The 12,931-nt window shown below is 47.6% G+C and carries 9 protein-coding genes; all 9 read left to right on the forward strand.

Going from position 1 to position 12,931, the window contains the following annotated elements:
- Positions 1-170 precede the first annotated feature (170 nt).
- Positions 171-2,240, forward strand: a complete 2,070-nt coding sequence (locus HP398_RS00765) for a sigma 54-interacting transcriptional regulator (protein WP_173621579.1) — start codon at positions 171-173, stop codon at positions 2,238-2,240.
- 233 nt (positions 2,241-2,473) lie between these two features.
- A complete protein-coding gene (locus tag HP398_RS00770; protein ID WP_017248034.1) occupies positions 2,474-3,565 on the forward strand; it encodes a Glu/Leu/Phe/Val dehydrogenase dimerization domain-containing protein in 1,092 nt (363 codons plus the stop codon).
- 138 nt (positions 3,566-3,703) lie between these two features.
- Complete coding sequence (gene lpdA / locus HP398_RS00775; protein ID WP_017248035.1) at positions 3,704-5,125, forward strand: dihydrolipoyl dehydrogenase; 1,422 nt, start codon at positions 3,704-3,706, stop codon at positions 5,123-5,125.
- A gap of 18 nt (positions 5,126-5,143) precedes the next feature.
- Positions 5,144-6,136, forward strand: a complete 993-nt coding sequence (locus HP398_RS00780) for a thiamine pyrophosphate-dependent dehydrogenase E1 component subunit alpha (RefSeq protein ID WP_017248036.1) — start codon at positions 5,144-5,146, stop codon at positions 6,134-6,136.
- A gap of 13 nt (positions 6,137-6,149) precedes the next feature.
- A complete protein-coding gene (locus HP398_RS00785) occupies positions 6,150-7,133 on the forward strand; it encodes an alpha-ketoacid dehydrogenase subunit beta (RefSeq protein WP_017248037.1) in 984 nt (327 codons plus the stop codon).
- 20 nt (positions 7,134-7,153) lie between these two features.
- Positions 7,154-8,491, forward strand: a complete 1,338-nt coding sequence (locus HP398_RS00790) for a dihydrolipoamide acetyltransferase family protein (protein WP_217368462.1) — start codon at positions 7,154-7,156, stop codon at positions 8,489-8,491.
- Between the two features lie 240 nt (positions 8,492-8,731).
- Complete coding sequence (locus HP398_RS00795; RefSeq protein ID WP_017248039.1) at positions 8,732-10,876, forward strand: copper amine oxidase N-terminal domain-containing protein; 2,145 nt, start codon at positions 8,732-8,734, stop codon at positions 10,874-10,876.
- 328 nt (positions 10,877-11,204) lie between these two features.
- The gene (gene mce, locus HP398_RS00800; RefSeq protein WP_069844648.1) at positions 11,205-11,621 is read left to right on the forward strand and encodes a methylmalonyl-CoA epimerase; all 417 of its coding nucleotides are present in this window, start codon (positions 11,205-11,207) and stop codon (positions 11,619-11,621) included.
- Between the two features lie 91 nt (positions 11,622-11,712).
- Positions 11,713-12,834 (forward strand): M20/M25/M40 family metallo-hydrolase, encoded by a 1,122-nt coding sequence (locus tag HP398_RS00805; RefSeq protein ID WP_017248041.1) that lies wholly within the window; start codon positions 11,713-11,715, stop codon positions 12,832-12,834.
- The last annotated feature ends 97 nt before the right edge of the window (positions 12,835-12,931 follow it).

The following is a 12,931-nucleotide window of genomic DNA, read 5'->3' on the forward strand; positions in this document are numbered from 1 at the left end:
CAATAAGGTCTTTTCATCATATCGGATGCGAACAGCCTTGTCCACCGTACCTGTTGCACACGAACGAGCGCACGTTAGGGAAGAACGCCTGTCCATCAACGATTTGTTGGAGTACAATGGTAACGAGTAAGATCGTAAAGAGGTTGTTCAAAAAGTGAGGGGTCTCTCGCATGCACAAGCTGCTCATCGTTGGTGCGGGACGTGGTGGTACAGCACTCCTGCGGATGCTAAACCAGATGGACCGATTACAAGTCGTGGCTGTGGTCGATCAACGGCCGGACGCTCCAGGCATACTGTTGGCCCAATCTTTGGGGATTCCCGCCGATCAAGATTATCGGCCTTATTTGGACGAGGATCTGGATGTCATTTTAGAAGCTACAGGGGACTTGGGGGAGTATGAGCATCTCAGGCAATTAAAGAAAGATAAGACGGTGCTCATCCCGGGAACGTTTACGAGAATCGTCATGAAATTGATTCGGGAACGCGATAAGCTGATTGCAGTCTTGATGCAAAATCAGCGGGAGCGCGAAACGATGCTGAACTCCACTCATGACGCGATTATCGGGGTCAATCGCCAAGGAATTATTACGTTGTTCAACAAAGCTGCAGAGCGATTGATGGGCATCGAGGCGAGTGAAGTGCTGGATACTAAAGTCTCGGAGCGTATACCGAACACTCGGTTACATATTGTATTAAAGACAGGCTCTCCCGAATTGAATCAGGAGCAGGTCTTGCCGAATCAGACGCGGATTATTACAAACCGCGTGCCCGTTCGCAATGATCGAGGAGAAGTTGTCGGAGCCGTTGCCATTTTCCGTGATATTACAGAAATCATGGCGTTGGCAGAAGAAGTGACGAACTTGAAAGATTTGCAGAGCATGCTACAAGCGATTATTCAATCATCGGACGAAGCAATATCAGTCGTTGATCAATTCGGGAATGGACTTTTGATTAACAAGGCCTACACAAGGCTTACGGGCTTTTCGCAAGACGACATCATCGGGAAACCAGCGACGGTAGACATTTCCGAAGGCGATAGCATGCACATGCAAGTCCTGAAAACGAAGAAGGCAGTGAGAGGCGTCCCTATGAAATTAGGACCTAAGCGCAAGGACGTCGTGGTCAATGTTGCACCAGTTGTGGTCGATGGTGAGCTGAAAGGCAGCGTTGGCGTCATTCACGATGTCTCCGAATTCAAGCGCCTGACAGAAGAGCTGGAGAGAGCTCGTCGTATCATCCGCAATTTGGAGGCAAAATATAGCTTTGCAGACATCATCGGCTATAGCGAGCCGATGCAGCAAGCGATCGAGCAAGCCAAAAAAGCGGCGTCAACTCCAGCAACTGTCCTTCTTCGTGGGGAATCGGGAACGGGGAAAGAACTATTTGCCCACGCCATACATAATGAAAGTGAACGAAAATACAACCAATTCATCCGTGTCAATTGTGCAGCGATCTCAGAGAGCCTGCTGGAGAGTGAGCTTTTCGGTTATGAGGAAGGCGCGTTTACAGGCGCGCGTCGAGGAGGAAAGCGGGGGCTGTTTGAGGAAGCGAGCGGTGGAACGATCTTTTTGGACGAGATCGGCGAGCTGTCCATGAGCATGCAGGTCATGCTTTTGCGCGTCCTGCAGGAGCGAGAGGTTGTACGAGTGGGTGGAACGAAACCGATCAACATCGATGTTCGCGTCATTGCGGCTACCCATGTGAATCTGGAGGCGGCGATTGGAGCGGGACGTTTCCGTGAAGATCTGTATTATCGTCTCCACGTCGTGCCGATTCATATCCCTTCACTCAGACAGCGCTTGGAAGATATTAAACCGATTGCTATGCACCTGCTACGAAAAGCCAATCTGGAGTACGGAAGAAATGTAGAAGAACTGCATGAAGAAACATGGCAGATGCTTCTGTCCTATCACTGGCCAGGCAATGTACGCGAGCTAGAGAATGTACTGGGCAGGGCGATGATTCATATGCGGATCAACGAGCGAATCATTTTGCCGGAGCATTTACCCCCACTGGAAAGAAGAATTGTTTCGACCAAAAAGGAAGAGGCCCAGCATGAGGGTTCTACGGGTACCTCGTTAAAAGAAGCTGTGGAAAAGGCAGAACGTCAGCACATATTGCGGGAACTGGCAGCAGCCAAAGGCAATCGCACCCTTGCAGCCAAACGCCTTGGAATCGCGATTCGCAGTTTGTACTACAAGATGGAAAAATTGGGCATCATGGATGTGCAGGAAGAGTAACGAAGCAGCTGTGCAAAATATTGCACGCAAATATTTGCGCGTATATGCAAAAAAATGCAGACTTGACGTCAGGATACTCATTCCACGTTCTTGTAAATAAAGCGCTTTCATAAGTTTGATTTTATTGGCATGACTTTTGCATATACCTTTTGACGGGAAATTCTCCAAATGGAGCCCACTGTTACGCTAGCTTACCTAAGCGGAAAACGAAAGATACTAGGGAGGTTTCTTCAGTGAACATCTTTGACTACATGCAAAAGTACGATTACGAGCAATTGGTATTTTGCCAAGACGAAAATTCCGGTTTGAAAGCAATCATTTGCATTCATGATACGACATTAGGACCAGCACTCGGCGGTACGCGCATGTGGCCGTATAAAACAGAAGAAGAGGCGATTGTGGACGTACTGCGTCTCGGTCGTGGGATGACTTACAAAAACGCAGCAGCAGGACTGAACATCGGTGGTGGTAAAGCAGTCATCATCGGTGATCCGCGTGAGCACAAGAGCGAAGAGCTGTTCCGTGCTTTCGGTCGCTATATTCAAGGGCTGAATGGCCGTTACATCACAGCTGAGGATGTAGGAACAACGGTAGCAGACATGGATATGATCCACTTGGAAACAGATTTCGTCACAGGCGTTTCTCCAGCATTCGGTTCCAGTGGCAACCCATCCCCAGTAACAGCTTATGGTGTTTACCGTGGAATGAAAGCTGCTGCTAAATTGGCTTACGGTTCTGACTCTCTCTCCGGACGTGTGATTGCCGTACAAGGTGTAGGAAACGTAGCGTACAATCTGTGCCGCCACCTGCATGAAGAAGGCGCGCATTTGATCGTAACGGACATCAATCAAGAAAACGTAGATCGCGCAGTGAACGATTTCGGTGCCAAAGCGGTAGGCGTAAACGAGATCTTTGGTGTAGAGTGCGATATCTTCTCTCCTTGCGCATTGGGTGCAATCATCAACGATGACACCATTCCACTCTTCAAAGCAAAAGTGATCGCTGGGGCAGCTAACAACCAGTTGAAAGAAGAGAGACACGGCGACCAAATTCACGAAATGGGTCTGATCTACGCACCTGACTACGTGATCAATGCTGGTGGTGTAATCAATGTGGCAGATGAGCTGCAAGGCTACAACCGCGAGCGTGCACTGAAAAAAGTAGAAACGATTTATGACAGCATCCTGAAAATTTATGAAATCGCTGAACGTGATGGCATGGCTTCCTACAAAGCTGCTGATCGCATGGCGGAAGAGCGCATTGCAAGTGTTGCAAGATCACGTAATACTTTCCTGCAAAACGGCAAGACTGTTTACAAGCGCTAATCTCGTTTCTTCTATAAAGTTCAAACTCCTGTCCGCTCTTCTATGGAGGGCGGTCAGGAATACATAAACCGTTTTCTTTGAATATTCATATTCTCGTAAATACGCAGGTTAGCTTTCCGAATGAAAGGAGAGATCGTGGTGTCTCAAGAGTTTGATTTAGTCGTCCTCGGGGGAGGTACCGGCGGTTATGTAGCGGCAATCCGCGCTTCCCAATTGGGAATGAAGGTAGCAATCGTGGAAAAAGAAAAGCTCGGTGGTACTTGCTTGCACCGTGGTTGCATCCCATCAAAAGCGCTATTGCGCAGTGCAGAAGTATTCTCCACCCTGAAGGAAGCTGACAAATACGGAGTCTCGGCAGGTACTGTAGGCTATGACTTCACAAAAATACAAGAGCGAAAGCAAGGCATTATCGACCAACTTCACAAAGGGATTCAGTACTTGATGAAAAAAGGCAGTATTACTGTCTTCGAAGGCTTTGGAAGAGTTATGGGGCCTTCCATTTTTTCTCCGCAGGCAGGTGCTGTGCGCATTGAAAAGGAGAACGGGGACCAAGAAATGATCGTTCCACGATTCCTTTTGCTGGCAACAGGTTCTCGTCCACGCACACTTCCCGGTTTGGTCATTGACGGTTCATATGTGGTAACAAGCGATGAAGCGTTGCAGTGGGAGCAATTGCCTGCTTCTGTTGTCATCGTTGGTGGCGGTGTCATCGGGATTGAGTGGGCTTCCATGCTCAATGATTTCGGTGTGGAAGTAACTGTTGTGGAGTACGCCGACCGTATTTTGCCGTTTGAGGATGAAGAAGTGAGCAAGGAATTGGCTCGTCTGTTGAAAAAGCGGAAAGTCAACATCGTGACGGGAGCAAAGGTGCTGCCTGAATCGTTGGAAAAAGGGGAAGGCAAAGTCTCTATTCAGGCGGAAGTCAAGGATGGAGTCCAAACCTTTGAAGCCGAAAAGGTACTCGTATCTGTAGGACGCCAAGCGAATGTAGAAAACATCGGTTTGGAAGCAACAGAAATCAAAGTCGAGCGTGGCGTAGTCGTGGTTAATGAATTTTTCCAGACCGCAGAGCCTCATATTTATGCGATTGGTGACATGATTGGCGGTCTGCAATTGGCGCATGTTGCTTCGCATGAAGGAATACTCGCGGTAGAGCACATGGCTGGACAAAACCCGCACCCAATGGATTACACCAAGGTTCCGAAATGTACGTATAGCAGACCTGAAGTCGCAAATGTCGGACTCACTGAAAAAGAAGCAAAAGAGCAAGGCTACGATGTGAAGATCGGCAAATTCAGCTTTAAGCCGTTGGGCAAAGCTCTGATCCACGGTGAGAATGACGGCTTTGTGAAGTTGGTCGTTGATGCCAAGACCAATGATTTGTTAGGGGTTCACATGATCGGTACACATGTGACAGATATGATTTCCGAAGCGGGCTTGGCCCGTGTACTGGATGCGACTCCGTGGGAGATCGGACAGACGATTCACCCGCATCCATCTTTATCAGAAGCAATCATGGAGGCAGCACAGGCTGTCGACGGAAAAGCGATACACAATTAGCAAGGAGGGTATGTAACGATGACAACCAAGCGACATGAGCAAGTGGGATTGACCGATGCGCAAGTCCTTGACATGTATTATTACATGCTATTGGCCAGAAAAATTGACGAGCGCCAATGGCTGTTGAATCGTGCGGGCAAAGTACCGTTCGTGATTTCCTGCCAGGGTCAGGAAGCAGCTCAGGTGGGAGCAGCTTTTGCGATGGAAAAAGACAGAGACTTCTTGTGCCCATACTATCGCGATCTTGGTTTGGTTCTGGTTTTTGGCCAAACAGCCCGTGATTGCATGCTGTCCGCTTTTGCGAAGGCAGAAGATCCGAATAGCGGTGGAAGACAGATGCCAGGTCACTTCGGTGGCAAGAAGTACAATATTTTGACGGGCTCAAGCCCTGTGACTACTCAAGTGCCACACGCAGTTGGTATGGCTTTGGCAGGTAGAATGAAGCAAAAAGATTTTGTTGTGTATGCATCGTTCGGAGAAGGCTCCAGTAACCAGGGGGACTTCCACGAAGGTGCGAACTTTGCGGGTGTCCACAAGCTCCCGGTTATCTTTTTCTGTGAAAACAACAAATACGCGATCTCTGTACCACTAAATAAGCAGTTGGCTTGTGAAAGTGTAGCAGACCGTGCGATCGGTTACGGCTTCCCTGGAATCAGTGTGGACGGAAACGATCCGATTGAAGTATATCGTGTCATGAAAGAAGCGGTTGAACGTGCTCGTAGTGGTCAAGGGCCAACGCTGATTGAAGCCGTTATGTATCGCCTTGTTCCGCACTCTAGTGACGATGACGATCGTGTGTATCGTACGAGAGAAGAAGTAGAAGAAGCAAAGAAAAAGGACCCGTTGATTGTTTTCGCTGCCTATTTGAGAGAGATCGGACTCTTGGACGAACATAAGGAAGCAGATATGCTTGCCCGCGTCCAGCTGGAAGTGGATGAAGCCACTGAATATGCGGAAACCGCGCCATATCCAACACCAGAATCGACAATGACATACGTATACGGGGAATAAGGGGGGATCTTTTATGGCAGTCATTTCTTTTATTGATGCAATTACAATGGCGATGCGTGAAGAAATGCGTCGCGATTCCAATGTGTTTATCCTCGGAGAAGACGTTGGCGTACGCGGTGGGGTTTTCCGTGCGACAAACGGGTTGATTGATGAGTTTGGTGAGGAGCGTGTGATTGATACGCCACTGGCTGAATCCGCTATTGTCGGTGTAGGGATTGGTGCGGCAGCTTACGGTATGCGTCCAATCGCGGAGATCCAGTTTGCTGACTTCATCATGCCAGCTGTGAACCAAATTGTCAGTGAGGCTGCGAAAATGCGCTATCGTTCGAACAACGACTGGCATTGCCCAATCACGATTCGTGCCCCATTCGGCGGCGGGGTTCATGGTGCACTGTACCACTCGCAATCTGTGGAAGCGATGTTCACGAACACCCCTGGTTTGAAAGTAGTGGCACCTTCGACACCTTATGATGCAAAAGGTCTCCTAAAAGCAGCCATTCGCGATGAAGATCCGGTGCTCTTTTTCGAGCACAAGCGCTGCTATCGTTTGATCAAGGGCGAAGTGCCTGAGGACGACTATGTGTTGCCGATTGGCAAAGCGGACGTGAAGCGAGAGGGAACAGATATCACGGTCATCTCCTACGGCTTGACTCTGCACTTCTGTCTACAAGCTGCGGAAAAGCTTGCACAAGAAGGCATCAGCGCGCATGTGCTAGATTTGCGCACACTGTATCCGTTGGACAAAGAAGCGATTGTAGAAGCGGCTTCGAAGACAGGTAAAGTATTGATCGTACACGAGGACAACAAAGAAGGCGGCGTTGGCGGTGAGGTAGCTGCCATTGTAGCGGAGCATTGCCTGTTCGATTTGGATGCACCGATCAAACGTCTTTGTGGTCCAGATGTGCCAGCTATGCCATACAGCCCGCCGATGGAAAAATACTTTATGCTGAACCCGGAAAAAGTATTGGAAGCAATGCGCGAGCTGGCCAACTTTTAAGGCGAGGAGGACCAAGGATCATGGCAACGAAAGTACTTATGCCCCAGCTCGGAGAGAGCGTGACCGAGGGCACCATCAGCAAATGGTTGGTCAATGTAGGCGACACGGTGAAGAAATACGACTCGCTGGCTGAAGTGACGACGGATAAAGTAAACGCAGAGGTTCCTTCTACCGTTTCAGGACGCGTTACTGAGATCGTCGTGCCAGAAGGTGAGACAGTCGCTGTCGGCACATTGATCCTATATATAGAAGAAAGTGGAGCAGAAGGTGGAACTGTAGCGCCTGCTAGCACACCGGAAACTACGGCTCCACAAGCGCCTGCAACCGAGCAGCCAAAGGCAGCTACGCCGGCGGTATCGATTCAGCAAGCACCAGTCATTGATGAACCAAAACAACGTTATTCACCTGCTGTAGTCATGCTTTCACAGCAACATGGCATTGATTTGTCCCGCGTTGTAGGGACTGGAGCAGGCGGCCGTATTACGCGCAAAGATGTCCAAGCGATTATCGACGCGGGCGGCCAAAAGCCAGCTGAGACAGTGAAAGAAACAGTCGCGCAGGCTCCCGTGGCAGCAGTCGAACAATCTACTGTCGTTTCAACACCTGTGCCGTCAGCACCCGCTTCGACTCCTGCTGTTTCCGTAGATATTCCGGTTGCAAGCGGTGATCAAGTTGTACCCGTAACGTCGATTCGTCGTACGATTGCAAACCGGATGGTACAGAGCAAGCACGAAGCTCCACATGCTTGGACGATGGTCGAAGTAGACGTGACCAATCTCGTTAACTTCCGCAATCAGGCCAAAGGTGAATTTGCGAAAAAAGAAGGGCTCAACCTCACATTCCTTCCGTTCTTTATCAAAGCGGTTGTAGAAGCGTTGAAAGAGTACCCGATGATCAATTCCACATGGGCACATGACAAAATCATCGTGAAAAAGGACATCAACATCTCCATCGCAGTAGCCACGGAAGATGCTCTCTATGTTCCTGTCATCAAGCATGCTGACCAAAAATCAATTCTTGGCATTGCTAAGGCAGTCGATGATCTGGCAGCTCGCACCCGTGCAGGGAAATTGACAATGGATGACATGACAGGTGGGACCTTTACGGTTAACAACACTGGCTCATTTGGCTCTGTTTTGTCCCAGCCGATTATCAATGCTCCGCAAGCTGCGATACTTAGTGTCGAATCCATTGTGAAACGCCCTGTCGTCATTAACGACATGATTGCAGTGCGTTCGATGGTCAATCTGTGCATGTCCTTGGATCATCGCGTGCTGGATGGTCTGATTTGCGGACGATTCCTTCAGAGTGTGAAACAAAAGCTTGAAAATGTAGGTCCGGATACCAAGCTATACTAGGGTGTCGAAAAACCAGGTCAAGTAACGACCTGGTTTTTTTGATAAAAGAATGACAAAAAAATTTTCCAAATCGATCATTACGTATGTAACTTTTTCCGAGACATTTTCGTCTTACCAATTGGAGCCAGTAAGTCTCATAAATGATCTAGAAGAGATTCCCACCAGATAGCATTTGTGGTAGACTGGTAGCGTCCCGCTAGAGAGAATTTCCAGATTAAGGGTAATTATGGGAGGAAAAACATGGAGAAAAGTAAAAAAGCACTACCAATAGTGCTGGCATCAGCGCTGGCCGCTACACCATTTGTGGCAGTACCGCAGCAAGCACATGCTATTGAAAAATTGTCGGTAACGGCTGACAACGATGGTGCAGGTAAAGAAAGTGATTACACAATTGAATTCAAGCTAGAAGAAGATCTGGAAAGTGGAGAATCCATTACTATTGATTTCGATTCTGATTTTGATATCGACGATGATATTGATACAGACGATATTGATGCTAGCTTCGATGTGAAGAAAGTAAGTGTTTCTAAAGGCGAAATTACAATCAAGACTGATGAAGATCTAGATGAAGGCGATAAAATTAAGATTAAAATTACGAGCGGTATCACGAATCCCGATGACAAAGGTTCATACAGCGTAAGTGTAGAAGCGGGTGACGAGGATTCGGAATCGGATGATGTAGATATCAAAAAAAGCAGCTCGAGCAGCAGTAGCAAGTCCAGCAAAGATTACGCAGTATCGTTGAGCAGCAAAGCAGCAGGAGAAAAAGTTAGCCTCAAGCTTGGCAAAATTTCTCTCAAAGGAAGTGATGAGCTGGAGTCAAACTCCACGATTACTGTCACTTTCCCAGATAAAAACATGCTGCCATCAAGCATTGATGAAGAGGATGTAAAAGTAAACGGCTATACAGCGAAATCTGTCAGTGTTAGTGGCAGTACCGTTGATGTCAAAATTCCGAGTGGTGCAGACGCAGATGATTACATCACCGTGGAATTTGACAAGGATGCTGGAATCGAGAACCCTAATTCCGGAGGCAAGCACGTTTTCAAAGTGAAATATGATGGAACTACATACGAATCAGAGGATGTTGAAATTACTAAGAACGGTTCCTCCACTCCTAGCAACGCTTCCGACAGCTTTACTGTGAACCTGTCCGATCCGGGCGCAGGTGCTCGTACCAGCTACACCTTTGATGCTGATTTCGGTAGCAAAGAATTGAAAGCAGATGGGGAACTAGTTCTTGAATTCCCATCATCTGACATGGTACCGGGTATTTTGACTGCATCAGACTTTTTGCTCAATGGGAAACCAGCGAAAAAAGCAACTGCAGTTGGAAATAGAATCGCGTTGGTAGCGCCAACCAACTTCGGTACCAATAGCAAAGTGAAGGTTGAAGTTACTTACGGAGCGTGGATTTCGAATCCAAAAGCAGCGGGTAGCTATACGTTGAAGGCTACTGTTTCCGGAAGAACTTTGGAATCCAAATCCTTCAGCATCGGTGGCTCTTCGGTGAACCCGACGCCAACCAACCCGACAACTCCAATACCTGTACCAAATACAACTACTAACAACAGCACCGCAACTATCGCATTGACACAAAATGCACTTGGCAAGCAGACGGGTGTGAACGTGGCAATCAAAGGATTGGGTGTTGGTCTGCAAAAACAGCGCGATTTCATCGAGATCGTATTCCCGGTAGGCTACAAGGTACCGGCTTACATCGCGCCAGCTAACATCTCTGTGAATGGTGCAGGTGCGAATTTTGTTGCGGTTCGTGGACAAAACGTTCTGATTTATCCGTCTCAGGATATTCCTGCGGCAACAAATGCTACTATCGTGATCAATCCAGCGGCGAACATCGTAAACCCTGCTGTGAAAAACACATATAGCATTAGCGTATTTACTTCCGAAGAAAGAGGCTTGCTGTTTGCGCGTGCTGTTGGTGTAGGGATGCCTTCTCCGGCTCAACCAAAGCCTGGAACGCCAACACCACAACAGCCATCAACAGCTATTCCAGCGAACGCGGCTTCCTTTAAAGTAAATACAGCAAACTTCAGCCTGAATGGCAAAACGTATCCTCTCTCTGTAGCTCCTTACCTTGCAGATGGTAATACGACCATGGTTCCAGCCCAATTCTTTAAAGAAGGATTGGCACTGACTACGCAATGGAACAATACAAGTGTTGCTGTTATCAGTGGAACCAAAGTCGTGAAGTTTACAGTTGGGTCGAAAACAGCAAAAGTAGGCAAAACGGATATCCAATTGCCAACACCTGTTGTTCTCAAAAACGGCATGCCAATGATCCCAATCCGTACCGTTACGGATAATCTTGGTTATAAAGTCGGCTGGGATGCGAAAACTTCCAGCATATTCGTTCAAAAATAATAACGAGCTGGGACAAACGAAAAACCCCTTTCCGCTTTTCAGTCGGAAAGGGGTTTTTAATCGTTTTATCAATCGTTTATTGAAAGTAAAAAAACGTGGGAACGATGAGTGAGAGTATTAGAATGCCGATCAGGATTTTTGCAAAGAGCGACTGGTGTCTCATTCTAATCAAACCTCCTTTCAAGGTAGAGGAAATTATCAGGTGATTCTGTAAGTGGCTGTGCTAGAATGAAGAAAAGGATATCATTGGCTTTCTTTTTTTCGCCCATGCTGAAATTGTACCGAAATGTAGCCAATGAGACAACCACTTACAAAAGGATGATGATTCGTGAGCGCACCGAAAAAAATTGCCCATATTGGCATTGCGGTAAAAAGCTTGGAAAAGACGCTTCCCTTTTATACCGAGCAATTGGGATTGGAGTTGGTTGGAACCGAAATCGTTGAGAGCGAACAAGTACAAGTGGCATTTTTAAAGATCGGGGAAAGTCATATTGAATTACTAGAACCGTTAAGTGATGAGAGTCCAATAGCAAAATTTATGGAAAAACGCGGAGAAGGCATTCACCACATTGCTTTTGATGTGGATGATGTTGCGGGTCGTCTAGCCACATTAAAAGAGCAAGGTGTACCTCTCATTCACGAGGTCCCCAAAGCGGGTGCGCACGATGCTTTGATTGGATTTTTGCATCCAAAGGCAGCGAATGGCGTTTTGTATGAGCTATGCCAATATCCGAAAGAATCATAGGCGTTTACGTAGTAGAAAAATTTTTTTTGCGGTATACTGGAACTTGTGAATATGTACCAAAATCGGGCAGTACGATCAGGAGGTAACGAGTGTGAGTACGATCAACCAAGAGCGTTTGTTAAATGAATTTTTAGAGCTCGTCCAAATTGACAGTGAAACGAAGAACGAAGCAGAGATCAATAAGGTGCTCAAAGAAAAACTAATTGAGATGGGCTTTACCGTAGAAGAGGATGACGCAGCAGCGAAAACCGGACATGGTGCCAACAATCTGATCGCAACCTTAGAAGGAACTGGCAACGGTCCGACTATCCTGTTTAGCAGTCATATGGATACGGTTGTACCAGGAAACGGAATCAAGCCACAAATTCGCGATGGCTATATTTATTCCGATGGAACGACGATCCTCGGTGCGGATGACAAAGCAGGAATCGCGGCGATCTTTGAAGGTATTCGTAGCATGAAAGAGCAAAACTTGCCACATCCAACGATCCAAGTCGTATTGACTGTGGGAGAAGAGTCAGGACTTGTAGGCTCCCGCGCAATGGATTCCAGCCTGCTGAAAGCAGAAATGGGCTTCATCCTCGATTCGGAAGGTCCGGTTGGAAAAATTACAGTAGCTGGTGCTGGACAATATCGCATCGTAACCAAAATTCACGGCAAAGCAGCGCATGCAGGTGTGAATCCAGAGGATGGCATCAGTGCTATATCGGTTGCAAGTAAAGCCATTTCCCGTATGCCACTAGGCCGTATCGATGCGGACACAACTGCAAACATCGGTCGTTTTGAAGGCGGTAAAGCGTACAATATCGTAACGGATTATGTGGAAATTTGGTCAGAGGCTCGCAGCTTGGTCATGGACAAGCTGGAAGCTCAAGTGAAGAAAATGACGACAGCATTTGAAGAAGTGGCAGCCGAAATGGGTGCGACTTGCGAAAATGACGTTATTTTTATGTATCACGGCTACAAATTCAACGAAGAAACGCCTGTTGTACAAAAAGCGATTGCAGCGGTTAAGCGTGTAGACCGCAATCCTGAGCTGGTTGCAAGCGGCGGCGGAAGCGACGGTAACGTATTTAACGGCTACAACGTGCCAAGCGTAAACTTTGCCATCGGCTATGAAGAAATCCATACAAAAAGCGAGCGCATGCCAATCGCTGAACTGAACAAAGCGGCTGAGCTGGTGCTTGCTGTAATTGCAGAAGTACAAGAGTAATCAAAAGAAGGTCGGAATCTCCTTGCGAGGGGTTCCGGCCTTTTTGTACGTTCTCTTACTCGTTTGCATGATTGAGACAAGCACTGTTCATCATAGA

This window comes from Brevibacillus sp. HB1.4B, from assembly GCF_013284285.1.
Taxonomy (GTDB): domain Bacteria; phylum Bacillota; class Bacilli; order Brevibacillales; family Brevibacillaceae; genus Brevibacillus; species Brevibacillus porteri.

Bases quoted from the DNA above. Each gene is read 5' to 3' on its own strand.
- HP398_RS00780 (WP_017248036.1), top strand. From the start codon at position 5,144: ATGACAACCAAGCGACATGAGCAAGTGGGATTGACCGATGCGCAAGTC.
- HP398_RS00785 (WP_017248037.1), top strand. From the start codon at position 6,150: ATGGCAGTCATTTCTTTTATTGATGCAATTACAATGGCGATGCGTGAA.
- HP398_RS00790 (WP_217368462.1), top strand. From the start codon at position 7,154: ATGGCAACGAAAGTACTTATGCCCCAGCTCGGAGAGAGCGTGACCGAG.
- HP398_RS00795 (WP_017248039.1), top strand. From the start codon at position 8,732: ATGGAGAAAAGTAAAAAAGCACTACCAATAGTGCTGGCATCAGCGCTG.
- HP398_RS00765 (WP_173621579.1), top strand. From the start codon at position 171: ATGCACAAGCTGCTCATCGTTGGTGCGGGACGTGGTGGTACAGCACTC.